Below are 22,341 nucleotides of genomic sequence, written 5' to 3'. Positions count from 1 at the left end.
CGAGGCCGAGTGGGGGTACGCGGCCCGCGGCGGACTCGAGCAGCGCCGCTACCCGTGGGGTGACGAACTCACCCCCGACAGCTCGACCGGCAACATCGGCTTCCGCGTGGCGGCCGATCCCGTGCAGCACCGTCCGCCCGCATGTCGGAGGCCGTTTCCGAGAGTCCGGAGACGGCCTCCGGCGTTGCCGCGGGCGCGGGACGCCGGTCCGCTGTGACGCCGTTCCTCAGGTGCCGGATGCCAGGTGCCAGGCACCCGGCAGCCGGGCGGGGAGCTGTCCGGGCGGTCATGTACACAGCGGCGGCGGTCAGCCGTCCCGTTGCGGGAGTGCCCGGCGCGTGGGGTAGAACGTCCGGATGGACGCCACCGTGCTCGAGCAGATGCTGGACGAGATGTCCGGGAAACCCGTCGTGCGCCACGGGTACACCCGTCACCTGCGTGACTACGAGGTCGTCGTCCGCGTGACGGCGGACCCGGACGCGCAGGGCGAGCCGACCTACCGCCGGTACCTGTTCCGGCACTGTGTCGGGGCCCGGTGCCTGACCTCGGTGCCGGCCGCGACGTGGAAGCGTGCCCTGGACGACGGCATGACCGACCAGGACGCCGACGCGGAGCCCGAGGGATCCGCCTGGGCGGTGGCCCGGCATCGCTCCCCCTGCGCAGAGGTGCCTCCGCCGTCCCAGGCGGCCCGTCGCTGGTCGCAGGCCCTGGGCATCGACTTCCACGACGTCTTCCTCAGGACCGACGTCTACCGACTGAACCTGCTCTTCTCCGAACTGCACGTGACCGAGGTCGCGCGGGCCGATCTCGACGAGGCCCGGTGACATGACCGGCCGGACGTCGTCCCGGGGGTGTCGTCCCTAGCCGACCCGGCCCCGCTCGTGGGGGATCTTCTCGCCGGCCTCGACCGCGACGGGCAGTCGGTTCTCGGCCGGCGGCAGCGGGCAGGTCGCGAAGTCGGTGTAGGCGCAGGGCAGGTTGGTGGCGCGGTTGAAGTCGAGCACCACCGTCCCGTCCGGCCCCGGCGCGGCCACCGCGAGCTGCCGGTTGGCCGCGTACGTGGTGACCCCCGAGGTCTCGTCGGTGAACAGCACCGAGAGGCTCCCGGGCGCGTGCCCGTTGAACGCGGTCAGGCTCAACTCCCGCCCCTCCAGGCGGAACACGACGCGGCCCGGCGCGTCGTACACGTGCCGAAGGCCCTCCACCGCCGCACCCACCGTGGTCGGCCGCGGCTCGTCGAAGGCCTCGTACCGGCCCGTGACCACCCAGCGGGGATCAGGCGCGTACGCGGGCGTCCCGGTGAATGCCGTCCGCAGCGGGTGGGCCGGGTGCCGCGGCCGGAGGACGTCGTGGCCGCCGCGCTTGGCGACCTCGATCACGGTGTCCCCCCAGACGACGTCGACGCCGCCGCGCTCCGGAACGGGGCCGAAGACGTGCTTCCCACGCACCGTCACCCCGTCGACGACGAGTTCGGTCTCCTCGTCGAGCTCCACGACGACCCCTTCGGGTCCCGTCGACCAGGTGCCGGGCGCGCCGGGGTAGGTCTGCGGCTCGTCGGAGAGCCAGTGCAGGCCGTTGATCGCGAGCCAGCCGTGCTCCGAGGCGAGCCGGGCGTCCCTGTCCCGGTGCCACGCCTCCCATTCCTCGGCGAAGTCGCGCTGACCGGGGGTGCCGGGGATGTCACTGACACTCATGTGCGTTCTCCTGCTGGTGCGGATGGTGTGGTGTGCGGAGGGTCGTGCGCCCGTCGGCCCGGACCGTCGCGAGGCCCGCAGACCCGCGGACCGGGAGACCGGCAGGCGGGGGCAGCATGACCGCGGGGCGGGACGAGGCCGTCAGGAGGCGCCAGGAAAGCCCTCGGGGGCGAGCGCGTCGGTGGCCGGACGCCGGGTCGAGGCCTCGGTCTCAGCCGGAACAGGCCATGGTCGTGACGCGCACGTAGTCCACGTGTCGACGCATCACGAGCAGGCTCATGGCTTCAGGAGAACACAACTCCGTTGATGTGCGCCAGTGTTGCCCGGATCGTGAACGACGCCGACGGGGCGGCCCGCCGCGGCGGGCCGCCCCGCCCCGAGGCCGCTCACTCCGCGCCCGTGGGGTCGGCGCGGCGGAGGGTGCGGATCGCCGGTATCACGAACAGGGCCGCGCAGCCCGCCAGGCAGGCGCCCGTCGACACCAGCAGCAGGTGTCCGGGGGAGGCCAGCGCGGTGGCCGGGCCGGCGAGGACCTGGCCGAGCGCGATCCCCGACACCGACCCGGCCAGCTCGTACGCGGTGACCCGGTTGAGCACGGCGGGCGGCGTGTGCGTCTGCACGCTGGTCGCCCACATCACCGACCAGAACGCCAGGGCACCGCCGCCGAGCACATGGCCCACCAGGAGCACCGGGAGGCCGGCCCCCAGTGCCACGCAGAGCGGCAGCGCGGTGTACAGCGCCATCGCCACCGCGCCCGCGGCCAGGGGCCGGGTCGGGCGCATCCGGAGGGCGAGCACGCCGCCGAGCACCGTTCCGATGCCGAGGAAGGAGACCGCCAGGCCGTAGGCGTTCGGGCCGAGCCGGGCGCCGACGAGCGCCGAGCCGAGGGGGACGAGCGGTCCGAAGACCAGCACGCCGTAGCCCATCCAGATGAGGATCACCGCCCACATCCAGGTGCGGGCGCGGAACTCCTGCCAGCCCTGACGCAGGTCACGACGGAGCGAACCGCCGGTGCGGACGGGGGAGCCGGTGCCGGCCGGGCCGGCGGGCGGCGCGTCCACCGGGGCGAACCGGACGAGCGCCAGGCACAGGGCGCTGAGGAGGAAGGTGCCGGCGTCGATCGCGTACACCGTGCCGGCGCCGGACAGCGCGATCAGCAGCCCCGCCAGGGCCGGACCGAGCAGGTGGGCGAGCGCGTCGGCCACCTTCAGCGTGGCATTGGCCCGCTGCGGCTCGCGGGCGACCAGCGGGACCATCCCGTTCACCCCCGGGAGGAACATCGCGACGGCCGCGCCCGCCACCGCCGCCATGGTCACCAGCAGCCACAACGGCGGCCGTCCGGCGAAGAACGCGACGGCCAGCACACCCTGGGTGAGCACCCGGACGAGGTCCGCGCCGACCATCATCCGGCGGGCGCCGAACCGGTCGGCGAACACCCCGCCGAACAGGACCAGGACGACGAAGGTCCCGGTCCAGACGCCGAGGACGAGGCCGACCCCGGCGATCCCGTACAGTCCGCCCACCGCGAGCGCGGCGGCGACGGGCATCATCGCGTCGCCGAGCAGCGAGACCGCGCGGGCCGCGAAGTAGAGAGTGAAGCGCCGGTCCCACAACGAGGGCCGGGCGGGGGTCAGGGGGGTCGGGGGATCGGTCCGGCCGGTCTGGGGCCGCGTCTGCGAGGTGGTCACCCACAGATGCTGGACTAGACCAATAGGCCACCCCCAGTGTCCTGAACGACACGATGGGGTACTTTCCCGCCATGACCCTCCGTCCGCCGCCGACGTCCCCGGTGCCGCACCGGGTCGTGGCCCTGCTGCAGCCTCCGCAGCCCACCTTCCCGCTGGCCTGCGCGAGCGAGGTGTTCGGCGGTCACGACCCGGAGGACCCCGCCCGCTACACGTTCGAGGTCTGCACCGAGCACCCCGGCCCGGTGCGGACCGAGGCCGGCTACGACATGCTCGTCACGGCCGGCCTGGAGGCGCTGGAGCACGCGGACACCGTTCTGGTCCCCGGCCGGGAGCAGCCGGCCGGCGCCGAGGTGCCCCCGGCCGTGGTCGCGGCGGTCCGCCGCGCGCACCGGCGCGGCGCACGCGTCGTCGGCCTCTGCTCGGGCGCCTTCGTGCTCGCCGCCGCCGGGCTCCTGGACGGCCGACGGGCCGCCACCCACTGGGCCCGGGCCGCCGAACTGGCCGCCCGGTTCCCGCGGGTCGGGGTCGACCCCGCGGTGCTCTACGTGGACCACGGCGACGTCGCGACCAGCGCCGGATCGGCAGCCGGCGTGGACCTCTGCCTGCACCTGGTGGGCCGCGACCAGGGTGCCGCGCACGCGATGCGGATCGCCCGTCGCATGGTGATGCCGCCGCACCGTGAGGGCTGCCAGCTCCAGTACGCCGAACTGCCCACCTCGGGCCCGGTCCCCGACTCCCTGGCCCCGCTGCTCGAGTGGCTCGCCGGACGCCTGGAGCAGCCGGTCGGCGTCGCCGAGATGGCGGCCCGCTCACAGGTCTCGCCGCGCACGCTGACCCGGCGCTTCACCGAGCAGCTGGGCATCAGTCCCGGACGCTGGCTGCTGGACCGGCGGATCGCCGCCACCCGGGCGCTGCTGGAGGAGACCGACCTGCCCGTGGAGACCATCGCGCGCCGCGTCGGCCTCTCCTCGGCCGTCAACCTGCGCCGACGCTTCCACGAAGCCCTGCACACCACGCCCGCCGCGTACCGCCGCGCCTTCCGCGCGAAGGGAGCCGGGCGGGCCGAGGGCGGCCCGGGGTGACCCGGGCCGTCACCCGGACGCCTGGAGCCCGAGCCCCGGCGCCGCCCAGACGGGGAACCAGCGCTCCAGGTCCCGTTCCATCAGGAGGTCGCCCGCGAGCAGGGCCCTGACCTGCAGTTCCAGTGTGTTGTCGCGGGCCTCGGCGCCGTCGGAGCGGGGCGCGAAGGGGTAGAACGTCCCCCGCTTGTAGAGGTAGACCAGCGCGAGGTCGTGACGGGCGCCGGGGGCGCGGAACACGGTGAGCGAGCAGAGCAGGTGCGGGCCGAAACCGGCCTCCTGGAGGAGGGTGTTGACCGCGTGCAGGTCGTTGACCAGGGTGACGAGGTCGTCGGCGGGGCGGTGGGCGGCCAGCCACGTGTAGCCGTACGCGTCGCGGCTGAACGCCACGGGAGCGGCGCCCGCGTCCTCGTCGACGTCGAGGAGGTCCCGTACCTCCTCCCTGAGCCGGGTGAAGGCCGCCCCCTCGACGCCGGCGAAGCAGACGGAGCCGGCACCGGTGGGGGTGTAGCCGGTGCCCGCCTGCAGGGTGAGCGCGGCCGCCGGCAGCGCGAAGAGGCGGTCGAGGTCGGGGCGGACCGGCCTGCTGCGCCCGAGGATGCTGTCGAGGATGCCCACGGACCTCACGCCTCGCCGAGCCGGGCCGAGATCCGGGCGAGCTGGTCGAGTCGCTGCTCCAGGGTCGGGTGCGAGGAGATCAGGCGGCTCAGGCTCACCTCGGAGGAGAAGGCGGGTGCGAACCAGAAGGCGTTGTACGGCTCGGCCTTGCGCAGATCGTTGGTCGGGATCCGGGCCATCTCGCCGCTGACCTTGGTGAGTGCGGAGGCGAGCGCGGAGGGCCGGCCGGTGAGCAGGGCGGCGGCCCGGTCGGCGGCCAGCTCGCGGTAGCGGGAGAGCACCCGGGTGAGCAGGAAGCTCATCACGTAGACGATGCCGCTGACGACGGGGACGAGGATCATGACGGCGGCCGCGTTGCTGTCCCGGCTGCGGCCGAGGCCGCTGTACAGGGCGACGCGGGTCATCATCCCGGCGAGCACGCCGAGGAACGAGGCGATGGTCATCACGGCGACGTCCCGGTGCGCCACGTGGGACATCTCGTGGGCGAGGACGCCCTCCAGCTCCTCCGGCTCCAGGCGGCGCAGCAGCCCGGTCGTGACGCACACCAGAGCCGTCTTCTCGCCGCGGCCGGTGGCGAAGGCGTTGGGCACGTCACTGTCGGCGATCGCCACCTTCGGCTTCGGCATGTCGGCCAGCGCGCAGATCCGGTCCACGGTGCCGTGCAGCCCGGGAGCCTCCTCGCGGGAGACCTCGCGCGCCCCCATCCCGAGGACGGCGATCTTGTCGCTGAACCAGAACTGCCCGACGAACAGGGCGCCGGCCACCAGCAGGACGACGGGCCAGGATCCGCGCAGCAGCACGATCAGGACGCCGACGAAGACCACGTACAGCAGCCCGATCAGGAACATCGTCGTCGTCATACGGGCCGTGAGCCCCCGGTCCGGGGCGTAGCGCGACCGCACGCGCGAGCGGGTTCTGGGCATCCGGGCACCTCTTCCCTGGCCGGCCTTCCGCCCCCCCTTCTGCAAGTGTGCTCCCGGCACACCGGGACCGGGGGCTGAGGCGGCGGATCGCGTACCCCGGGCTCGGTGACCTGCGGGCTGCCGGGGGAGAGAGGACGACGGGCCCGGTCCGGACCCGCGGGCCCGGACCGCGTCGGACCGGATCCCTGGCCGCGGGCGCGCCCCCGGCCGCGGGAAGCGTGGCCGGGGGCGCGGGCCGGAAGCCGGGGCACGTCAGGCCGCGGGCGTCCAGCGCTGGGCCGCGGAGTTCGTGCAGGTCGCGAGGGTGAGCTTCGTGCCGTTCGCCGTGCCCGACCCGACCGGGGCGAGGCAGCGCCCGCCACTGGTCACGGTCGACTGGGCCCCCGGTTGCCACCGCTGCCCGGCCGAGCCGTTGCACGGCTGGACCGTGACGGGCGTGCCGGAGCCGTCGAGACACACGCCGTCCTTGCCGGTCAGCGTTCCCGCGGCGGTGAAGGTCCAGCGCTGGTTGGCGCCGCCGTGGCACGTGTACAGCGTGGGTTCGGTGCCCGGCGCCGTCGCGCCGTAGGAAAGATCCAGGCACGTGGCGGACGCCCCGTTGACCAGCGTGGCGTTCGACGGGAGCGGGGTGGCGGTGCCGGTCGCCGAGATCTCGGCCGCACTGCTCCACGGGCCGCTGTCGCCCGCCTCGGACAGGGCCTTCAGGCGCAGGTAGCGGCCCGTCCGCGGAGCGAAGGAGACCTTCTTCTCCGTGGCGTTGTCGGCCCAGGTCCCGGTCGCCGCGGGGCTGCCCCAACTCCCCGTCGTGTCGGACACGTAGACCTCGTACGACCCGATGTGGCCGTTGCTCCCGCCGTCCTGGCGCGGCAGGTACGACAGGCTGTCGACGTCGTAGCGCGCCCCGAGGTCGATCTGCACCTCGTGGGGGAGCTGGGCCGCCGTGCCGCCCGAGTAGGCGGTGTGCCACTTCGTGGCGGGGTCGCCGTCGATGGCGTTGACGGCGGCCCCGTTCTCGGACCTGGTCTCCTCGCTGTCGGCGTAGGCGATCTTCCAGGCGCTCCTGGAGATCGGCGTCCCGGTCGAGGGCACCGGGGCGGCCGGGAGGAGCACCACTCCGGAGGCGGTGACGGTGAACGCCGCGGACTTCGGGCCGGTCTTGATCCATACGGTGCCAGACCGGTCGGCCGGGTCGAAGAACCAGCCGCTGGTCGCGGCGTCGTACGCGGTCTTCGAGGCCAGCGCGGGCAGGGACGCGCCGTCGGCGGTGACGGCCGTCGGGGCGCCGGCCGCGTGGACGGTGAACTCGTAGCCACGGGACGCGGGCTTGCCGGTGTAGGTGCCGGTGCTCGCGCCGACGGCGATGCGGACGTCACCGGTGCCGGAGCCGGGGGCGGTGACGTCGACCTTCTGCTCGGCGTAGGCCCCGGTCCGGTACTGGCGGGTGATGCCGTCGTCCTCGTACAGCGTGAAGGTGGAGTTGCCGCGCGGGTACACGTCGTACGTGAGCGTGGAGACCGGCTTCTCGCCCGTGTAGTTCATCTGCGGCCACATCGGCACGATGCCGCCGCCCCTGACGAACATCGGCAGCGTGTCGAGCGGGGCGGCGTACCCGTTGAGCCAGCCGGGTCCGCTGTACGTCCTCCCGGTCCAGTAGTCGGTCCAGGTGCCGGCCGGGAGGTAGATGCCGTTCCGCGTCGTCGTGTCCGTCACGACCGGGGCCACGAGGAGCGAGTCGCCCGACATGAACTGCCCGCTCGTCTGGTTGCCGCGGGCGACCGGGTCGTCCGGGTACTCCAGGACCATGGCCCGCAGGCTCGGCGTTCCGGTCTCGCCGGCGATCCGGCTCATGGTGTACAGGTACGGCATCAGCCGCATCTTCAGCTTGAGGTACTTGCGGTTGATGGACAGGTACGGCTCGGCGAAGCGCCAGGGCTGCTTGTCCTGGTACCCGGCGGACGGGTTGGTCGCGCCCCAGCCGGACATGGTCATGAAGACGGGGGTCAAGGCCTTCCACTGGAGGTCGCGGACGTAGGTCTTGGGGCTGCCCTGGAAGATGCCGTCGACGTCTCCCGAGGCGTAGTTGAGGCCGGAGAGGCCGGCGCCGGTGACGGCGGGGACGTGCCAGCGCATGGCGTCCCAGGTGCCGGGGGTGTCGCCGGTCCAGACGACGGCGTTGCGCTGGGTGCCGGCCCAGCCGTCGACGGTCCACACGTAGCGGCGGGCGTCGGAGTTCTTCTCGATGCCGTCGACCGCCTGCTGGACTCCGTCGAAGGCGTACTTGTAGCCGCCGCCGATCCAGGCGACGTCGGTCTTGACCCCGCGCGAGCCGGAGGTGCCGACCTCGTCACCGATGTTCGCCAGGCCGGTCGAGGTCCACAGGCCGGTCTGGAAGCCCTTCGCCTTGAGGGCGTCGACCGTGCTCTTGAGGGGGGCGGTGTAGCCGCATCCGTAGCCGTCGTTCGGCAGGAACCACCCCGAGGGCATGTCGGCGGCGCGCGCGTCGGCGGCGTAGCCGACCACGTCGGGAGTGGTCTGGTGGCGCAGCCGGCCGTGGTCGCCGGTGTAGTCGGGGTTGGAGGCGTTCCAGCAGTCGGCGTTGCCCAGCTCGAATCCCCACTGCGGGGCGAGGAACGGCTTGCCGCTCACGTCCGTGTAGGCGTCGAGGACGCCCTTGAGGGAGTCCTCGACGAAGTACCAGGCGTCGAACCGGCTCTCGTTGTGCGTGAAGGTGCCGGGGGCGCCGAAGGTGTAGCTGCCGGGGGCCCAGGTGTTGCGCATGACGCCGTAGTTGTTGGTCGACATGTAGAACGGCGCCGGGCTGGCGTTGTGGTTCTCCAGCCACTTGTTGCTGCCGGAGATCGGTACGGTCTTGCCGCGCAGGGCCCACTCGCCGAGCCGGAGTCCGGTGCCGTAGAACTGCTCGTCGGCCCCCTGGGCGAGGTACTGGCTGGTCTGACTGCCCGTCCACGACAGCGGCTGGGACTCGGCCCAGACCAGGGTGGTGTCGTCGGCGCGGTAGACGGAGAAGCGGAGCGGGGACTTGTTCACCCGGATGTTCAGCGCCGGGGTGGTGATCCGGAAGTACGTCCCGGCGTCCGTGACGTTCGCCGTCACCGGGCCGAAGTCGGTGTCGATCGCGAGGGCGTTGCCCGCCGGGTCGTCGGTGAAGCCGCCGTCGGGCGAGAGCCAGATGCGGAAGATGTCCTGGCGGGCGACGGTGATCCGGGCCTTCGCCGCGGTCGACGTGGTGACCGTGAAGGTGTTCCCCGACCGGCTGACGCCGGTGGCGTCACCGGCCGTCGCCGCGGCCGCCGGCGAGACCGGGCCGGCGACGGCGATCACCGCCGCCATGAGGGCGACGACCAGGGCCAGGAGGGCCGGTCGCCTGCCTCTGCTCCGTCCCGAACCCCGCCCCGAACCCCGTCCCGAACCCCGTCCCGAACCCCGTCCCGAACCCCGTCCCGAACCCCGTCCCGAACCCCGTCCCGAACCCCGTGCCGAAGAACGTTCTCGCATCACCGCCGCCTTTCGCGCGCCGACATTGCCGAGTGGTCCGCGACATGACAGCAGCCCCGCTGGGTGACGTCAAGTGAGCGATATTGCCTTCGCGTAATCAAAAACAATCAGCACTGTGCGCGAAGTTCGCGGCGTCGGGCAGCGTGGAGGCGGTGCCCCCCGTCCGTCGGGCGCTCAGACGCAGTGGACGTCGACGCCCTGGGCGGTCAGCTGCTCCACCAGCTCGTCGGGGGCGTCGTGGTCCGTGACCAGGACGTCGATCTCGGCGATCGTGCAGACCCGGGCGAAGGCCCGCTGTCCCAGCTTGGTCGAGTCGGCGACCACGATCACCTTCTCCGCCCGCTCGGCCATGGCCCGGTTGGCGCTGGCCTCGCCCTCGTCGTGGGTCGCGGCGCCGAAGCGCGGATCGACGGCGTTGATGCCGAGGATCGCGTAGTCGAGCGACAGGCCCTGGAGCATGGCCGTGGCGAGCGGACCGGTCAGCTCGTACGACTGGGGGCGGGCGACCCCGCCGGTCACCACGGTCTTCACGTACGGGCGCACGGCCAGCTCGTTGGCGATGTTCACGGCGTTGGTCACGATCGTCAACGCCGTGGCTCCGCCGTGCTCGGCCAGGTCGGAGCGGGTGGCCAGCTCCCGCGCCACCTCCGAGGTCGTGGTCCCGCCGTTGAGGCCGACGACCGCGCCGGGCGGGATGAGCGCGGCGGCGGCGCGCGCGATGCGCTGCTTCTCGTCCGCCTTGCGCGCGGTCTTGTAGCGCAGCGGCAGGTCGTAGGTCACGCCGGAGAGCACGGCGCCGCCCCGGGTCCGCGTGAGCAGCTGCTGGCGGGACAGTTCCTCCAGGTCGCGGCGGATCGTCGCGGGGGAGACGTCGAGCAGTTCGGCAGCCTCGCCGACCTCGATGCTGCCGCGCTCGCCCAGCGCGTCGAGCAGTCGCGTCCACCGCTCGTGCGTGCTCATCACCGTTCTCCTCGCCTCGCCGTCGTCCGGGAGCCGAGCGTATCCCCTTCCGACCGCCGGGTGATTGTTGCTGCGCACTCTTGCTCAAAGCTGAGTACTAGACCTATAAAAGAAGCATCTCCAATCACCGGTCGGGTGGGACCCGGCCGCACCGTTCCTCTGGCCTCTGGGAGGCACCCGTGAGTCACGTCGCAGTGGAAATCGCCGACCAGCCCTCGTGCTGGCGCCGAGCGCTCCAGGAACGCCCGGCCGGACTGCCCGAGGCGGGCGAGCGGGTCGCGGTCGTCGGCTGCGGCACCTCGCTCTACATGGCGCAGGCCTACGCCGTGCTGCGCGAGTCGGCCGGTCTCGGCGAGACCGACGCCTTCGCCGCCTCCGACTTCCCGGCCGCACGCCGCTACGACCGGGTGCTCGCCATCACCCGGTCCGGCACCACGACCGAAGTCCTCGAAGCGCTGCGGAAGGCCGCCGGCACCGCGACGACGGCGCTCACCGGGGACCTCGACACCCCCGTCCGGACCGCGGCCCGGAACGTCGTGGACCTGTCCTTCGCCGACGAACGCTCCGTCGTGCAGACCCGCTTCGCCACGACCGCGCTGCTCCTGCTGCGAGCGAGCCTCGGGACCGTACCGACGGACCTCGCGGAGCAGGCCGAGCACGCGCTGGCCTCCCAACTCCCCGACGAGCTGCTGAGCGCCCGCCAGTTCACCTTCCTCGGCACCGGCTGGACGACCGGCCTCGCACACGAGGCGGCGCTCAAGCTGCGCGAGGCGTCCGGCTCGTGGACGGAGTCGTACCCGGCCATGGAGTACCGGCACGGCCCGATCAGTGTCAGCGCCCCCGGCGGCGTCGTGTGGTTCTTCGGCGAACCGCCCGCCGGCCTCGCCGACCAGGTCCGCGCGACCGGCGCGTACGTCGTGACGTCCCCCGGCGACCCCCTGGCCGACCTGATCCGGGCCCAGCGCCTGGCGGTCTCGCTCGCCGAGCGCCGCGGCCTCGACCCGGACGCCCCGCGCAACCTCACCCGCTCCATCGTCCTGACCGGCTCGTGAACGCCGTCGCGCCCCTCGTGGGGCCCGTCACGGGCACGGTGGTCTCGCTGGACGTCGGCGGCACGTACATCAAGGGGGGCGTCCTCACCGACGGCTCCACCGCCCTGACGCACACCGAGCGCTGGGACACCCGCGCCGACCGGGGACCGGAGGCGGTCCTGGAGACCGTCCTCACCTGCGCCGAACAACTCGTGGAACGCCACCCGGACGCGGCGGCGGCCGGGATCGCCGTACCCGGAATCGTCGACGAGGAGTCGGGACTCGCCGTCATGGCCGCCAACCTCGGCTGGCGCGGCGTTCCCGTCCAGGACTGGCTGGCCGAACACCTCGCCCTGCCCGTCGCGTTCGGTCACGACGTCCGCGCCGGCGGCCTCGCCGAGGCCCGGGAGGGCGCCGGCCGGGGCTGCGCCGACTTCCTCTTCGTGCCGGTCGGTACGGGCATCGCCGCCGCGGTGGTCAGCCGGGGCCGGGCGCTCACCGGCGCCCACGGCGGGGCGGGCGAGCTCGGGCACGTGACCGTCCGTCCCGGTGGCGACCGTTGCCGCTGCGGCGGCCGCGGCTGCCTGGAGACGGTCGCGTCGGCCGCCGCCGTCGCCCGCCGGTACACCCGCGCCACCGGCCGGCACGGCATCACCGCCCAGGACGTGCAGCGGCGCGCCGACAGCGGGGACGCGGTGGCCGCGGGCATCTGGGCCGAGGCGATCGAAGCGCTCGCCGACGCCCTGACCGTCGCCGTCACCCTGTACGACCCCGAGCGCATCGTCATCGGCGGCGGCCTCGCCGGTGCGGGCGAGGCCTGGCTGACCCGGCTGCGCGAGGCCCTCGGACAGCGCCTCACCTTCCAGGCGGTACCGGAGATCAGGGAGGCCCTGCTGGGCGACCGGGCGGGTTGCGTGGGTGCGGCCCTCCTGGCGCGCGACCTGCTGGAACGCGGGCTTCCCGAGGGGGACCTCCTGACCCCCGGCCTGCGACGTCGCACCCCCGCGCAGCGCGCCCTCCCCGCGCGAGAGCGCGAGGCGCGACAGCGTCCGCAGGAGGGACGAGCGGCGCGCGAACTTCCGTCACGTGGCCTTTCGCCACGCGCCGCTCCGGCACGGGCCCTTCCGGCGCGCGGGTTCGTGGTGCGCGAGCTCGTGGTGCGCGAGCGCACGGCGCGAGAGCCCTCGGAGGGGGACCGTGCGGCCCGCGCACTCCCGGCCCGCGCACTCCCGTCCCCCGCCCGGCCGCGGCCGGTTCGTCCGGCCCCGCCGTCCACCGACGCCTCCGACGACGGGTGGACGCACATCCCGGGACCTCTCACCCCTCCTCGATGAAGGAACGGTCATGCCCCTCACAGGAACGGGCGAACTCGTCACGCCCGCCGCGCGCGCCGGCCACGGCGTGGGCGCCTTCAACGTCATCCAACTGGAACACGCCCAGGCGATCGTGGCGGGCGCCGAGGCCGCCGGCGCACCGGTGATCCTCCAGATCAGCGAGAACGCCGCCCGCTATCACGGGGGGCTGGCCGCGATCGGCCTGGCGACGCTGGAAGTGGCCCGAAGGGCCCGCGTACCCGTCGCCGTCCACCTCGACCACGCGACCTCCGAGGACCTGGTGCGCGAGGCCGTCGAGCTGGGCTTCACCTCGGTCATGTACGACGCCTCCACACTGCCGTACGAGGAGAACGTCCGCGCCACCGCGGCGATCACGGCGCACTGTCACGGCGCAGGGGTGTGGCTGGAGGCCGAACTGGGCGAGGTCGGCGGGAAGGACGGCGTGCATGCCCCGGGCGCCCGCACCGACCCGGCCGAGGCCGCCACCTTCGTCAGGGCCACGGGAGTGGACGCTCTCGCGGTGGCGGTCGGCACCTCCCACGCGATGCTCACCAGGACCGCGGCCCTCGACCTGGCCCTCGTGGCTGCCCTGCGCGCCGCCGTCCCGGTCCCGCTCGTCCTGCACGGCTCCTCGGGCGTCGCGGACCCCCACCTCTCGGCCGCGGTCGACCACGGCATCACCAAGGTCAACATCGCCACGCACCTGAACCGGGTCTTCACCACCGCCGCCCGTGCGGCCCTCGCGGCCGACCCGGACCTCGTCGACACCCGTCGCTATCTCGGAGCGGGACGCACGGCGACGGCGGCCGAGGTGACCCGCCTGCTCGCCGTCCTGAAGGCGGCCTCGGACGCGCGGCGGGCGCGCGTCTGAGGCCGCCTGCCCTCGTGGCCGCCGGGCAGGGCGTCTGCCCGGCGGCCACGGCTCAGGCCGCCGCAGGGGTGTAGTGGGCGGCGTCGTCGCCCTCGATGACGTGGCTGAGCGTGCCGTCGACACCGGCCGGGACGTCGCCCGCGACGGTCACCCGGTGCAGCAGGCGCGGCAGGTCGCCGTAGTCGTCGGGGGCGTAGTGCTGGGTGATGCGGTTGTCGAACAGGACGAGGTCGCCCGGCTGCCAGACCACCCGCACGATGTTCTCGGGCCGCGTGACGTACGACTGGAAGATGCGCAGCAGGTCACGGGATTCGGCGGGGCCGAGACCCACGATGCTCTGGGCGAAGCCGCCGATGAACAGCCCGCGCTCCCCGGTCTCCGGGTGGACCCGGACGACCGGGTGGGCGGTGCGGTACTTCCGGGAGACGAACTGCCTGCGGTGCTCGGCCGCCTTCTCGCTCTTCGGGGCGGCGTAGTCGTGGTCGTTGCTGTGCACCGCCCACAGCTTGTCGGCCAGCTCACGGAGCGGGTCGGGCAGGTCCCGGTAGGCGGCGCCCGAGTGGGCGATCAGCGTGTTGCCCCCGTAGGGCGGGACCACGATGCTGCGCAGCGTGGACGCCTTCGGGGGCGTACGGACGAAGGTGACGTCCGTGTGCCACTGGTTGGCGCGGATGCCCTCGTCCCCGTCGACGGGCAGGATCTGGGGCCGGCCGTCGAGGGACGGCACGGTCGGGTGCGCGGTGGTGAGCTCGCCGAAGAGGGAGGCGAAGCGGAGCTGGCCCTCCTCGTCCAGCCGCTGGTCGCGGAAGACGAGCGCCTTGTGCTCCAGGAGCGCGGAGTTGATCTCGGTGACGACGGCGGGGTCGAGGTCGGTGCGGAGGTCCGCGCCGAGGATCTCCGCGCCGATACGGCCGCCGATCCTGCGGACGTCGAAGCCGGTGCCGGTGGTCATGAGCGGTCCTTTCGAGAGGTGGTCACGAGGTGGGTCAGGAACTGGGAGCGGTCAGGAACACGGTCATGCGGGCCGCCCCTCGGCGACGGCCGCCGCGGCCGGCCGGTTGGCGGGGCGGGCCAGACCGTAGTGCTCGCGCAGGGTGCGACCGGTGTACTCGGTCCGGAACAGGCCCCGGCGCTGCAGGATCGGTACGACCTGGTCGACGAAGTCCTCCAGTCCGCTCGGCAGCAGCGGCGGCATGATGTTGAAGCCGTCGGCGGCGCCCTCGGTGAACCACACCTCGAGCTCGTCGGCGATCTGCTCGGGAGTGCCGGCGAAGACGCGGTGACCGCGGCCGCTGCCGAGGCGGGCGATGAGTTGGCGCACGGTCAGGCCCTCGCGGCGGGCCAGGTCCGCGACGAGGGTGAAGCGGCTCTTGTTGCCGTTGATGTCCCGTTCCTCGGGAAGTTCCGGCAGCGGGCCGTCCAGCGGGAGCCCCGTCAGATCGACGCCGAGCATGCCGGACAGCTGGGCGAGCCCGTACTCGGGTATCTGCAGCTCCGTCAGCTCCCGCTCCAGCGCGCGTGCCTCCGTTTCGGTCGAGCCGATGACGGGGGCGATGCCGGGCAGCACCAGCAGCTGGTTCTCGTCGCGGCCGTACCGGGGGAGCCGGGCCTTGAGGTCCTTGGCGAAGGCCTGCCCGTCGGCGAGGGTCTGCTGCGCGGTGAAGACGGCCTCGGCGTACTGCGCGGCGAACTCCTTGCCGTCCTCCGACGAGCCGGCCTGCACCAGCAGCGGGTGGCCCTGCGGACCGCGCGGGACGTTCAGCGGGCCCTGCACCCCGAAGTGCTCCCCGCGGTGCTCGATCGCCCGCACCCGGTCGGTGTCCGCGTAGACACCGCGCTCACGGTCGAGCAGGATCGCGTCGTCCTCCCAGCTGTCCCACAGCTTGGTGGCCACCTCGACGAACTCCCGGGCCCGCTCGTAGCGGAGCCGGTGGTCCAGGTGCTCGTCCTGGCCGAAGTTGCGGGCCTCGGCGACGGTGCCGGAGGTGACGATGTTCCAGCCGGCCCGGCCGCCGCTGATGTGGTCCAGCGAGGCGAACTTGCGAGCGGTGTGGAAGGGCTCGTTGAAGGTGGTGGAGACGGTGGCGATCAGACCGACGTGCTCGGTGACCGCCGCCAGCGCGGACAGCAGGGTGAGCGGTTCGAAGCCGCCGAGCGCGTTGTGGCGGGCGTTCCCCCACAGGGCGAGACCGTCGGCGAGGAACACCGAGTCGAGCAGCCCGCGCTCGGCGGTCTGCGCGAGCTGCTGGAAGTAGCGCAGGTCGGTGACCCGTTCGGGCTGGGTGCTGGGGTGGCGCCAGGCGGCGTCGTGGTGGCCGGCGTTCATCAGGAAGGCGTTGAGATGCAGTCGGCGGGGGCTGGTCGCGGTCATGGGGTTCCTCGGATCGGAGGCGGTGGGACGATCGGGGACTGCGCGGGGGAGGTCGGCCGGTCCTCAGTCGCCGGCGGACACGCGCCAGGAACTGAGCCGGCGCTCCAGGGCCACCAGGAGCTGGTTGACGGCCACGCCGATGGCGGAGATCGTGATGATGCCCGCGTACATCTGCGGGATCGCGAAGTTGTACTGCGAGGCGTTGATCAGATAGCCGAGCCCCGCCTTGGCGCCGATCATCTCGGCGGCGACCAGCACCAGGATGGAAACCGATCCGGCCAGCCGGATGCCGGTGAAGATCACCGGCACGGCGGACGGCAGGATGACCTTCTGGAAGAGCCGGGGTGCGGACAGGTCCATCGACTTCGCGAGCTTCAGCAGCGTGGGGTCGACATGGCGCACGGCGCTGATCGTGTTGAGCAGGATGGGCCAGGAGCACGCGTACAGCACGATGGAGACCTTCGAGGTCTCCCCGATGCCCAGCAGCAGGACGAAGACCGGCAGCAGGGCCAGTGCGGCGGTGTTGCGGAAGACTTCGAGCAGCGGATTGAGCAGATCGGCGACGGGTCGGTACCAGCCGATCAGCAGCCCGAGGGGTACGGCGAGGGCCAGGGCCAGCCCGAACCCGGTGAACGAGCGCATCAGGCTGGCGTACGTGTTGTCGGCGAGCTGCCCGTCGGCCGCGAGGGCCCACCAGGCGACGGCGACCTCGCTGAACGGGGGCAGGAAGGTCCGGTCGACCAGCCCGAGCCGCGGTGCGGTCTCCCACAGCACCAGCAGGGCCGCGATGGCCGCGGACTTGGTGGCGCCGGTCGCCAGGAGGGACGACAGCCGGAGGAGCACCCGGCGGGTGCGGGACGCCCGGGAATCCGCCGGGAGGGCCTGCGCCGGCGCCGGAGCGGGGACGGGGGAGGAGGGGGCAGGGGTGTCCTCGGCGAGGCCCGCCGGGGCCGGCGGGGGAGTCTTCTCGGTGATGACGGCGGTGGTGGTGGCGCCGGTGGTGGTCTCGGTGGCGGTCTCGGCGGTGGCCGCGCCCGTGGCGGCGGCGGCCGCGACGGCGGTCGCGGTGGTGCGGGCCGTCAGGCTCATGCGGATGCCTCCTGCCTCTCCAGCTGCTGGGCCAGGGCCACCTCGTCGTGCAGCAGTGACCAGATCTCGTGCCGGTGGCGTGCGAACTCGGGAGTGGAGCGGAGGTCGTCCGTGCCGGCGCGGGAGCCGAGGGCGACCGGCACGACCCGCTTGATCCGGCCCGGCCTGGACGTCATGACGGCGACGCGCTGTCCCAGGTAGACGGCTTCGTCGATGCTGTGCGTGATGAACACGACCGTCTTTCCGGTGCGTTGCCAGATGCGGAGCAGCTCGTCCTGCAGCGACTCCCGGGTCTGGGCGTCCAGCGCGGCGAACGGCTCGTCCATGAGCAGGACGTCCGGGTCGTAGGCCAGGCTGCGGGCGATCGCCACCCGTTGCCGCATCCCGCCCGACAGCTCGTGCGGATGACGGTCCTCGAACCCGGAGAGGCCGACGAGGTCGAGGAACTCCTTTGCCCTTACGGCCCGTTCGCGGCGCGGTACGCCGGTGGCCTCCAGGCCGAACTCGACGTTCCCCTGTGCCGTGCGCCAGGGCAGCAGCGCGTACTGCTGGAAGACGATGCCGCGGTCGAGACCGGGGCCCGTGACGGGCTCGCCGTCCAGCAGGATCCGGCCACCGGTCGGCCGGGCGAGGCCGCCGAGCAGGTCCAGCAGCGTCGACTTTCCGCAACCGCTGGGGCCGACCAGTACGACGAGCTCGCCCGCCGCTATCTCCAGGTCGACGCCGTCGACGGCCGTGAACTCCCGGGACCCGCGAGTCCCCGAACCTCCCTTCGCCGTCGCGGCCTTGACCGTGAAGACCTTGCGTACGCCCTCGAAAACGATCTTGGGGGTGGTGGACGTCGGCATGGGGATCAGCTCCCGCTCGTCGAGGTGGAGGGGGTCGGCGAGGCGGGTGAGGCGCCGCCCTTTCCGACGGTGTTGAACGCGTTGGTGTAGAGGTCGTCCAGCGTGACCTGGCCCTTCTTGATGTCGCCGCGCTCGGCCAACCAGGCGATCCAGAGCTGGAGTTCCTTGCCCGTGATCCGTCCGGCCGGCTCGGTGACACTGTAGGAGCGCCAGTACCTGAGGGGTGCGGTGTCCTCGTTGCGTCCGCGCTTCTTCACGATCTCCGTCATCCGGGCGATGACCTCTTCGTGGGGGGTGGTGCGCGACCACTCGATCGCCCGTCCCACGGCGGTGACGAAGATCCTGGCCGTATCGGGGTTCTGCCGGAGGAAGCGGTCCGTCATCACGTAGCTGCCGGCACTGAAGGCGCCGAGCAGTCCGAAGTCCGTGAACAGCGGGCGGATCCCACCGGTCGCCAGGGCCTTGTCGCGCAGGATGCCGCCGAGCACGGCCACGTCGATCTGTCTCTGCCGCAGCGCCTGCTCGGTGTTCACCGGAGGCACCACCAGCGGCTCGACCCTCTCGGTCTCCGCCGCCGACAGACCGCCCCGCTGGAGATAGATGTCGAGCATGGCCTCCGCGTGGGCGCCGAGCGTGTTCATCCCGACCTTCTTTCCGGTCAGGTCGCGGGCGGAGCGGATCGGGCTGTCCTCGAGGACGTAGTAGCCGTTGTAGGCGTACTTGTCGGAGCCGTAGTAGCTGATGACCGCCTTGACGGGGGTCTTGTTCGCGGCCAGTTTGACGACCGCGCCGTTGAACGCGCCGCCGAAGTCCGTCTGCCCGGTGGCGGCGGACTGGATGTCCTGCGGGCCGCTGATCGTGTTGCCGACCCACTCCAGCTTCACGTCCTCCAGATAGCCGAGGTCCTGGGCCAGCTCCGGCAACGTGACCTGTCCTGCCCAGCCCTGGTAGCGCAGCGTCCTCGTCCCGCCCTTGCCGGAGTTCCCCGCAGCGCTCGTGCCGCAGCTCACGGCCACCGCGGAGAGGCCGAGCAGAGTGAGGAACTGGCGTCGGGTCGACGTCGTCGTGGTCATGGAAAGTCCTGTTCACGGTCGATGAAGCGGCTGGGGGAGTTTCTGCGGATCTCTGCCGCGCACAGGGCGGCCGACGCGGCGGCGCGTCATTTCGCCCGGAGGAAATGCGCTGCCGGAAACGGCGCATCAGGAATTCCGGGCACGGCGTGGAAGTCGTCGGCCAAGGGAGACGAGACCCGCCGGAATGCTCAGGGGAAGAGCTCGGGGTCGGTCACCGCAGTGGCACGGCGGAGAAGTCCACGGCCGAGGGGCCCGCGGCCGGGAAGAGAGCAGGGAGGAGGCGCCTGTCGGCGGTTCTACCGGCCGACGGCACAGATGGCGCTGGCTTGACGTCGCAGATCGACGTGGAGCCGCGCGGCGAGGTTATCGGACGCGCTCACGAGCAAGAGCGTTGCAGTGAAAACCGGACACGTCAATGTCTCTTCCCGTCGGGGCTCGCATACGGAATCGGGCGACATACGCGTGAAAGGCGGCGTTCACAACCGGCCCGTGTGAGCCGGCGGGCCCCATTCGTGATCTGATGCAGTCGGAATCTGATGCAGTCAGACCGTGCCGCTGTCGAATCCCCACTCGGATGGCCCGATGAGCACTCCGCACACCCCCGCGTCGTTGCCCTCGCCCGTGCCGGAGCCGGAGCCCCGACACGCCGGATGGTTGGAACTCTTCTTCGACCTCGTCTTCGTCGCCGTCGTCGCCCAGTTGTCGCACGGTCTCCACGGCGACCCCGGGTGGCGCGAGTTCGCGGTGTTCCTGGGCCTCTACTTCCCGCCGTGGTGGATGTGGGCGAACCTCACGGTCTCCGCCAACCTCTTCCAGGACGACAGCGCCCGCCGCCGCGTCGTCATGCTGACCGCGATGCTGTGCCTCGCCGTGATGGCCGCCGCGGTGCCCGAGGCCGACGGGGACCGGGCTCCCGCCTACGCCCTCGGCTACGCGGGGACCCGCGTCGTCCTGCTCGCCCTGTGGTGGCCCGCCACCCGCTTCCCCCCGCCCCGCGCGCTGCCCCGCTGGCGGCCGCTGACCTACTGTCTGCTCTCCGGGCTGCTGTGGGCCGGCTCGGCGGCGGTACCGGCTCCCTGGCGCTACGCGGTGTGGGCCGTCCTGCTGCTGGCGGAGATGGTGCTCCTGCTGACCGCGCGGGGGCGGGGCATCCCGGGACGGGTCCACACCGGACACCTGGTCGAGCGGGTCGGACTGTTCGTCATCATCGTCCTGGGCGAGTCGGTGCTGGCCCTCGTCACCGCCACGGACCACACCTGGACCGCCCGGGCCGGCATCGTGGCCTTCCTGGGATTCGTCCTGCTGGCCGCCTTGTGGTGGTCCTACTTCGACTTCGCCTCGACCGCGGCGGAGCGCGTCATCGGCACCGCCGGCACCCGCGAGGCCTATCTGCTCGCCCGTGACGTGGGCGGTTTCCTGCACTTCTTCGTCACCGCCGCCGTCATCTCCATGGCCGCCGGACTCGCCACGGCCGTGGAGGAGTCCGGGCACGACCACCTGCCGAGGGGTGCGGTGTGGGCCCTCGCCGGCGGGCTGGCCGTCTATCACGCGGCGCACGCCCTGATCGCGCTGCGGTTCGGCCGACCGCTGCGCGCGGTGGCCGTCTGGGCGCTGCCCGGTGTCGCGATCCCCCTCCTGGTCGTGCTGGGCGCGGACGTCCTCCCGCCGTGGCTGGTGGTCCTCCTCCTCGCCGCCGAGGCCGGCGCCCACCTGCTCTACGCGAAGGCGGTCCAGTCCCGCCGGGCGCCGCTCGACACCGCTCGGTGAGTCCGTCCGCATGTGCGGCACGTCGCCGCGCACTGCGCGCCCGGAGGGCGTGTGGCTCAGGACCGTCCAGGCGCAGCGGATCGGCGTGCTGAGCCCGGCCTTCGGTCTCTACCACGGTGCGTCCGGCGAGACGCTGGACCTGGAGGTCGGGTTCGTGACCGACCGGGCGGTGCGGCCGGAGGCGGGGGTCGTGGCCGGCTCGCTGCCCGGCGGCCGGATCGCCCGGCTGACGCACGTCGGTTCGTTCGACGGTCTCGGGGCCTCCTGGGAACGGCTGGGTGCCTGGATGCGGGAGCGGGGCATGACGGCCGGCGAGGACCGGTGGGAGACGTACGTGACGCGGCCCTCCCCGGACACGGACCCGCGCGACCTGCGCACCGAACTCAACTGGCCGGTCGTGGGCTGATCGGCGGCTCAGGGAAGCGGGGTGCGGTGCAGGTTGACGAGGAGGCGCCAGACCCGGTGAGCGATCTCGGCCGGGGTCGCCTCCACGAGGCCGTGCAGCCAGTCGGCGAGCACTCCGGCGAAGGTCGCGGCCACGGCCGAGGCGACCAGGTCGGGCTCCGGGGCACCGGCCAGGGCACGCTCGGTACGGCTGCGGGCCCGCAGGTCCTGGTGGAGCACGAGTCCGAGGGGCCCGCTGCCGCCGGGGCGCAGCAGTTCGCGGTAGAGGGCGGCGTGCGGGGCGATGTCCTCGAAGAAGGCCGTCAGGGCCGGCGGGGGGTTCACGGGGTCCGGTGTGCCGCGCCATGCGTGCAGGGCGTCCACGGCCTCGCGGACGATGTCGGCGCAGGCGTCGACGGCGAGCGCCTCCAGGTCGGTGTAGTGGAGGTAGAAGGTGGCGCGGCCGACGCCCGCCCGGCGGACCAGGGCGGCGACGCTCACCTCCGCCAGCGGGCGCTCGGCGCATTCCTCCAGCAGCGCTCGACCCAGCCTGGCCCGGGTCCGCGCCGTACGGGGATCCGGCCGCACGGCGCTCACCGGGCGAGCAGGACGGCGGCGAGAGCGATGGCCCCCGGAGCCGCCTGGGCGGCGAGGATCCGCCGGTTCGCGGTGAATCCGCCGTACAGGCCGGCGACGACGACGCACGCGAGGAAGAAGACCTGGGCCTGGAATCCGGTGGGATCGTCAGCGATCAGGGACCAGATCAGCCCGGCGGCCAGGAAGCCGTTGTAGAGGCCCTGGTTCGCGGCGAGCGGAGCGGTGGCGCGGGCCAGGGCCGCGTCGAAGCCCGAGAGCTTGCGGCCCGGGCCCCGCTCCCACAGGAACATCTCCAGGACCAGGATGTAGGCGTGCAGGGCGGCGATCAGCCCCACCAGCACGTCGGCCGTCGTTTCCACCGGAATCCTCCTCCTGAGGTTCATGGACAGGTGTCCAGTATACCTGGACGGCTGTCCATGAAATTCTCCGGTGGATGGACCGGCCGCCGGCCCGCCTCTCGTGCACCTACCATCCGTCGTACGGCCGCGGAGGCCCGTA

At 72.8% G+C, this 22,341-nt stretch carries 21 protein-coding genes and 1 pseudogene; 8 read left to right on the top strand and 14 right to left on the bottom strand.

Annotated elements, in window-relative coordinates; all coding sequences use genetic code 11:
* Position 1: 1 nt before the first annotated feature.
* Positions 2-79: pseudogene (locus AB0M16_RS33655) on the top strand (SUMF1/EgtB/PvdO family nonheme iron enzyme); the annotation flags it as partial.
* Between the two features lie 277 nt (positions 80-356).
* The gene (locus tag AB0M16_RS33650) at positions 357-824 is read left to right on the top strand and encodes a hypothetical protein (protein ID WP_365349840.1); all 468 of its coding nucleotides are present in this window, start codon (positions 357-359) and stop codon (positions 822-824) included.
* Between the two features lie 36 nt (positions 825-860).
* Here AB0M16_RS33650 and AB0M16_RS33645 read toward each other — a convergent pair whose 3' ends face one another.
* Positions 861-1,694 carry a DUF1684 domain-containing protein gene (locus AB0M16_RS33645; RefSeq protein ID WP_365349838.1) on the bottom strand — a complete coding sequence of 278 codons (834 nt, stop codon included), beginning with the start codon at positions 1,692-1,694 and terminating at the stop codon, positions 861-863.
* A gap of 386 nt (positions 1,695-2,080) precedes the next feature.
* Positions 2,081-3,382 carry an MFS transporter gene (locus tag AB0M16_RS33640; RefSeq protein WP_365349836.1) on the bottom strand — a complete coding sequence of 434 codons (1,302 nt, stop codon included), beginning with the start codon at positions 3,380-3,382 and terminating at the stop codon, positions 2,081-2,083.
* A gap of 71 nt (positions 3,383-3,453) precedes the next feature.
* Here AB0M16_RS33640 and AB0M16_RS33635 point away from each other — a divergent pair, with 71 nt between their 5' ends.
* Positions 3,454-4,464, top strand: a complete 1,011-nt coding sequence (locus AB0M16_RS33635; protein WP_365349834.1) for a helix-turn-helix domain-containing protein — start codon at positions 3,454-3,456, stop codon at positions 4,462-4,464.
* A 9-nt stretch (positions 4,465-4,473) separates the two neighbouring features.
* Here AB0M16_RS33635 and AB0M16_RS33630 read toward each other — a convergent pair whose 3' ends face one another.
* From AB0M16_RS33630 to AB0M16_RS33615, 4 genes are all read right to left on the bottom strand, one after another.
* Positions 4,474-5,079 (bottom strand): hypothetical protein, encoded by a 606-nt coding sequence (locus AB0M16_RS33630; RefSeq protein WP_365349832.1) that lies wholly within the window; start codon positions 5,077-5,079, stop codon positions 4,474-4,476.
* 5 nt (positions 5,080-5,084) lie between these two features.
* Complete coding sequence (htpX, locus tag AB0M16_RS33625; RefSeq protein WP_365349830.1) at positions 5,085-6,002, bottom strand: zinc metalloprotease HtpX; 918 nt, start codon at positions 6,000-6,002, stop codon at positions 5,085-5,087.
* A 252-nt stretch (positions 6,003-6,254) separates the two neighbouring features.
* Positions 6,255-9,353 carry a TIM-barrel domain-containing protein gene (locus AB0M16_RS33620; RefSeq protein WP_365349828.1) on the bottom strand — a complete coding sequence of 1,033 codons (3,099 nt, stop codon included), beginning with the start codon at positions 9,351-9,353 and terminating at the stop codon, positions 6,255-6,257.
* Positions 9,354-9,692: 339 nt separating this feature from the next.
* Positions 9,693-10,478 (bottom strand): DeoR/GlpR family DNA-binding transcription regulator, encoded by a 786-nt coding sequence (locus AB0M16_RS33615; protein ID WP_365349826.1) that lies wholly within the window; start codon positions 10,476-10,478, stop codon positions 9,693-9,695.
* Between the two features lie 179 nt (positions 10,479-10,657).
* On the opposite strand from AB0M16_RS33615, the gene AB0M16_RS33610 reads away from it, so the two are divergent.
* From AB0M16_RS33610 to AB0M16_RS33600, 3 genes are read left to right on the top strand one after another with little or no spacing between them, the layout of a single operon-like run.
* Positions 10,658-11,530 (top strand): sugar isomerase, encoded by an 873-nt coding sequence (locus tag AB0M16_RS33610; RefSeq protein WP_365349824.1) that lies wholly within the window; start codon positions 10,658-10,660, stop codon positions 11,528-11,530.
* Positions 11,527-12,843 (top strand): ROK family protein, encoded by a 1,317-nt coding sequence (locus tag AB0M16_RS33605; RefSeq protein ID WP_365349822.1) that lies wholly within the window; start codon positions 11,527-11,529, stop codon positions 12,841-12,843. The genes AB0M16_RS33610 and AB0M16_RS33605 overlap by 4 nt, the downstream gene beginning before the upstream one ends.
* A 10-nt stretch (positions 12,844-12,853) precedes the next feature.
* Complete coding sequence (locus AB0M16_RS33600) at positions 12,854-13,714, top strand: class II fructose-bisphosphate aldolase (protein WP_365349820.1); 861 nt, start codon at positions 12,854-12,856, stop codon at positions 13,712-13,714.
* Positions 13,715-13,766: 52 nt separating this feature from the next.
* Here the strand turns inward: AB0M16_RS33600 and AB0M16_RS33595 are convergent, their stop codons facing one another.
* The 6 genes from AB0M16_RS33595 to AB0M16_RS33570 all read right to left on the bottom strand — a co-directional run bounded on the left by AB0M16_RS33595 (position 13,767) and on the right by AB0M16_RS33570 (position 19,553).
* A complete protein-coding gene (locus tag AB0M16_RS33595) occupies positions 13,767-14,666 on the bottom strand; it encodes a TauD/TfdA family dioxygenase (protein ID WP_365349818.1) in 900 nt (299 codons plus the stop codon).
* Positions 14,667-14,729: 63 nt separating this feature from the next.
* The gene (locus tag AB0M16_RS33590; protein WP_365349816.1) at positions 14,730-16,085 is read right to left on the bottom strand and encodes an LLM class flavin-dependent oxidoreductase; all 1,356 of its coding nucleotides are present in this window, start codon (positions 16,083-16,085) and stop codon (positions 14,730-14,732) included.
* 63 nt (positions 16,086-16,148) lie between these two features.
* The gene (locus AB0M16_RS33585; protein WP_365349814.1) at positions 16,149-17,174 is read right to left on the bottom strand and encodes an ABC transporter permease; all 1,026 of its coding nucleotides are present in this window, start codon (positions 17,172-17,174) and stop codon (positions 16,149-16,151) included.
* Complete coding sequence (locus AB0M16_RS33580; protein ID WP_365349812.1) at positions 17,171-18,022, bottom strand: ABC transporter ATP-binding protein; 852 nt, start codon at positions 18,020-18,022, stop codon at positions 17,171-17,173. Before AB0M16_RS33580 ends, AB0M16_RS33585 begins: the two co-directional genes overlap by 4 nt.
* A 5-nt stretch (positions 18,023-18,027) precedes the next feature.
* The gene (locus AB0M16_RS33575) at positions 18,028-19,095 is read right to left on the bottom strand and encodes an ABC transporter substrate-binding protein (RefSeq protein WP_365349810.1); all 1,068 of its coding nucleotides are present in this window, start codon (positions 19,093-19,095) and stop codon (positions 18,028-18,030) included.
* Positions 19,096-19,391: 296 nt separating this feature from the next.
* A complete protein-coding gene (locus tag AB0M16_RS33570) occupies positions 19,392-19,553 on the bottom strand; it encodes a putative leader peptide (protein ID WP_365349808.1) in 162 nt (53 codons plus the stop codon).
* 124 nt (positions 19,554-19,677) lie between these two features.
* On the opposite strand from AB0M16_RS33570, the gene AB0M16_RS33565 reads away from it, so the two are divergent.
* The gene (locus tag AB0M16_RS33565) at positions 19,678-20,862 is read left to right on the top strand and encodes a low temperature requirement protein A (protein ID WP_365349806.1); all 1,185 of its coding nucleotides are present in this window, start codon (positions 19,678-19,680) and stop codon (positions 20,860-20,862) included.
* 49 nt (positions 20,863-20,911) lie between these two features.
* Entirely contained in the window at positions 20,912-21,268 is a 357-nt protein-coding gene (locus tag AB0M16_RS33560; RefSeq protein WP_365349804.1) for a GyrI-like domain-containing protein, read from the top strand.
* An 8-nt stretch (positions 21,269-21,276) separates the two neighbouring features.
* Here AB0M16_RS33560 and AB0M16_RS33555 read toward each other — a convergent pair whose 3' ends face one another.
* Together AB0M16_RS33555 and AB0M16_RS33550 are read right to left on the bottom strand one after the other, a co-directional pair.
* Positions 21,277-21,843, bottom strand: coding sequence for a TetR/AcrR family transcriptional regulator (locus AB0M16_RS33555; RefSeq protein WP_365349802.1), 567 nt, complete (start codon positions 21,841-21,843; stop codon positions 21,277-21,279).
* Positions 21,840-22,202 (bottom strand): DUF1304 domain-containing protein, encoded by a 363-nt coding sequence (locus AB0M16_RS33550; RefSeq protein WP_365349800.1) that lies wholly within the window; start codon positions 22,200-22,202, stop codon positions 21,840-21,842. The genes AB0M16_RS33555 and AB0M16_RS33550 overlap by 4 nt, the downstream gene beginning before the upstream one ends.
* Positions 22,203-22,341: the final 139 nt, after the last annotated feature.

Source organism: Streptomyces sp. NPDC051921, from assembly GCF_040680975.1.
Taxonomy (GTDB): Bacteria; Actinomycetota; Actinomycetes; order Streptomycetales; family Streptomycetaceae; genus Streptomyces.
This window is presented reverse-complemented; position numbering and strand designations above follow the sequence as displayed.

Excerpts from the sequence above, each read along its gene's own strand:
- AB0M16_RS33650 (WP_365349840.1), top strand. The coding sequence starts at position 357 with ATGGACGCCACCGTGCTCGAGCAGATGCTGGACGAGATGTCCGGGAAA.
- AB0M16_RS33645 (WP_365349838.1), bottom strand. The coding sequence starts at position 1,694 with ATGAGTGTCAGTGACATCCCCGGCACCCCCGGTCAGCGCGACTTCGCC.
- AB0M16_RS33635 (WP_365349834.1), top strand. The coding sequence starts at position 3,454 with ATGACCCTCCGTCCGCCGCCGACGTCCCCGGTGCCGCACCGGGTCGTG.
- htpX (WP_365349830.1), bottom strand. The coding sequence starts at position 6,002 with ATGCCCAGAACCCGCTCGCGCGTGCGGTCGCGCTACGCCCCGGACCGG.
- AB0M16_RS33620 (WP_365349828.1), bottom strand. The coding sequence starts at position 9,353 with ATGGCGGCGGTGATCGCCGTCGCCGGCCCGGTCTCGCCGGCGGCCGCG.
- AB0M16_RS33615 (WP_365349826.1), bottom strand. The coding sequence starts at position 10,478 with ATGAGCACGCACGAGCGGTGGACGCGACTGCTCGACGCGCTGGGCGAG.
- AB0M16_RS33600 (WP_365349820.1), top strand. The coding sequence starts at position 12,854 with ATGCCCCTCACAGGAACGGGCGAACTCGTCACGCCCGCCGCGCGCGCC.
- AB0M16_RS33595 (WP_365349818.1), bottom strand. The coding sequence starts at position 14,666 with ATGACCACCGGCACCGGCTTCGACGTCCGCAGGATCGGCGGCCGTATC.
- AB0M16_RS33590 (WP_365349816.1), bottom strand. The coding sequence starts at position 16,085 with ATGACCGCGACCAGCCCCCGCCGACTGCATCTCAACGCCTTCCTGATG.
- AB0M16_RS33585 (WP_365349814.1), bottom strand. The coding sequence starts at position 17,174 with ATGAGCCTGACGGCCCGCACCACCGCGACCGCCGTCGCGGCCGCCGCC.
- AB0M16_RS33580 (WP_365349812.1), bottom strand. The coding sequence starts at position 18,022 with ATGCCGACGTCCACCACCCCCAAGATCGTTTTCGAGGGCGTACGCAAG.
- AB0M16_RS33575 (WP_365349810.1), bottom strand. The coding sequence starts at position 19,095 with ATGACCACGACGACGTCGACCCGACGCCAGTTCCTCACTCTGCTCGGC.
- AB0M16_RS33570 (WP_365349808.1), bottom strand. The coding sequence starts at position 19,553 with ATGTCGCCCGATTCCGTATGCGAGCCCCGACGGGAAGAGACATTGACG.
- AB0M16_RS33565 (WP_365349806.1), top strand. The coding sequence starts at position 19,678 with ATGAGCACTCCGCACACCCCCGCGTCGTTGCCCTCGCCCGTGCCGGAG.